The 2,022-nt window shown below is 39.7% G+C and carries 1 protein-coding gene; it reads left to right on the top strand.

Annotation, left to right across the window (positions count from 1 at the left end; genetic code table 11):
- Window positions 1-101 precede the first annotated feature (101 nt).
- Window positions 102-1,793, top strand: coding sequence for an alkaline phosphatase (locus H5072_RS17985; RefSeq protein WP_182694327.1), 1,692 nt, complete (start codon window positions 102-104; stop codon window positions 1,791-1,793).
- The last annotated feature ends 229 nt before the right edge of the window (window positions 1,794-2,022 follow it).

Here is a 2,022-nt window from a genome sequence, read left to right as displayed (position 1 = left end):
AATGTATTAATACCGTCACACTAAATACATTTAGCGTTTATAAAAACGTAATATCTACCCGCTAAAGTGCACACCACTATAAATAATTCAAAAAGTGCAGTATGACCCTTTCATCACGTCGAAATTTCTTAAAAACCTCAGCAGCAAGCATATTTACCGTCGCAGTATCGAGTGCCATTACAGGTTGTGCTCAAACATTAACAAACAAACCACTATCGGCTATTGAATTTAAACACGGTGTAGCCAGTGGCGATCCGCTCAGTAATGCTTTAATAATTTGGACACGTGCAACTACTTCTCAATCAAATTTTGAAGTTACTGCTGCTTGGGAATTGGCAAGTGACTCTCAATTTAAAAACATCATCCGCAGCGGGCGCGAACAAACAGATAAAAGCAGAGACTTTACAATAAAAATAGATGTGCAAGAACTTGCTCCAAACACAGAGTACTTTTATCGGTTTATGGGTTTAAATACACAAAGCCCAATTGGCCGTGCTAAAACACTACCAATAAATAACATTGAACAAGTAAAAATGGCTGTTGTGTCGTGCTCAAACTATCCTGCTGGGTACTTTAATGCCTACACCGATGCCGCTAAACAAAAAGATTTAGATGTGGTACTGCATTTGGGAGATTACATTTACGAATACCCAATGGGCGGATACGCTACCGAAAATGCTGAAAAAATTGGCCGCCAATTAGCAGCCGATAACAGTGGTGAAATTATTACCCTTAGCGACTATCGTAAGCGCTATGCTATTTACAGAACAGACCAAGGACTTCAAGCTCTTCACGCTGCAGCGCCTTTTATTGCAATATGGGATGATCACGAAGTTACCAACGATACCTATAAAAGTGGTGCTGAAAATCATACCCCTGATGAAGGTGACTTTTTTAAGCGCCGTGCAGCAGCTATTCAAGCCTATTACGAATGGCTGCCAATTAGACCGCCTATGGGCGAACAAAGCCCGCAAATATACCGCACCTTCGATTTTGGTAATTTAATAAGCTTGCACATGCTAGATACGCGCGTAATAGCACGCGATAAACAACTCGCTTACAGCGACTATAAAAACCTAGAGACCAAACAAATGGATGTTGCGCGCTTTGCCAGTGATTTAAATAATCCAAGTAGGCAGTTACTAGGTAACACACAACTAAACTGGCTCACGAGTGCAATAACTAAATCAAATGCAAAATGGCAAGTATTGGGCCAGCAAGTATTGATGACTAAAATGTGGCTACCTACTGAAATATTCTCGCAATCCGATCGCACTAAAATACCGCAGGTGTTAAAAGAGCTTGTTGCCATTAAAAAAGCCGTGTTAGCTAATAAAGCAGTAACACCTGAGCAACTCGCACGCGTAAATACTTTAATGCCTTACAATTTAGATGCGTGGGATGGTTACCCAAGCGAGCGCGAAGCATTATACAAAAGCGTTACCGCATTAAATAAAAAGTTAGTCGTGGTTGCAGGTGATACGCACAATGCGTGGCATGGCACATTAAAAAATGCAAAAGGCGAAAGCATAGGAGTAGAATTTGCAACACCAGGTGTTACATCCCCGGGGATGGAGCATTATTTAGCGCTTAATACAGTACAAGCAAAGCAAATGGCTGACTCGCTTTCATTGTTAATAAACGACTTAAACTATTGTGACTTATCACACCGTGGATATATGTTAGTGACTATTACTAAAGAGCAAATCACAACCGATTGGCGCTATATAGATAACATAAACTCCCCTAGCTACAACATCATTAATCAACACCAAAGTGTTTATAAAGGCTAATACTTTTAAAAAGAAGGTAAATGTATTATTTACCTTCTTCGCATATTTTATCAAACGTGCTTAATTACAAGTATAAAGAAGCGTCCACGAAGCATCACTTCCTGTGTGTGATTCATAGAGATCGTTTCAATATACTATGACGCTATGAACAAAGAAATTAAACAACGTTTAAAGTGGATTGAGCTTTACGAAAAAACTAATAATGCGGGCCTAGTTTGTCGTCGGTGTG

This window comes from Pseudoalteromonas sp. SR45-5 (genome assembly GCF_014163565.1).
Taxonomy (GTDB): domain Bacteria; phylum Pseudomonadota; class Gammaproteobacteria; order Enterobacterales; family Alteromonadaceae; genus Pseudoalteromonas; species Pseudoalteromonas distincta.
Note: the sequence above shows the minus strand (reverse complement) of the source record. Positions and strands in the feature narration are given on the sequence as shown.

Bases quoted from the DNA above. Each gene is read 5' to 3' on its own strand.
- H5072_RS17985 (WP_182694327.1), top strand. From the start codon at position 102: ATGACCCTTTCATCACGTCGAAATTTCTTAAAAACCTCAGCAGCAAGC.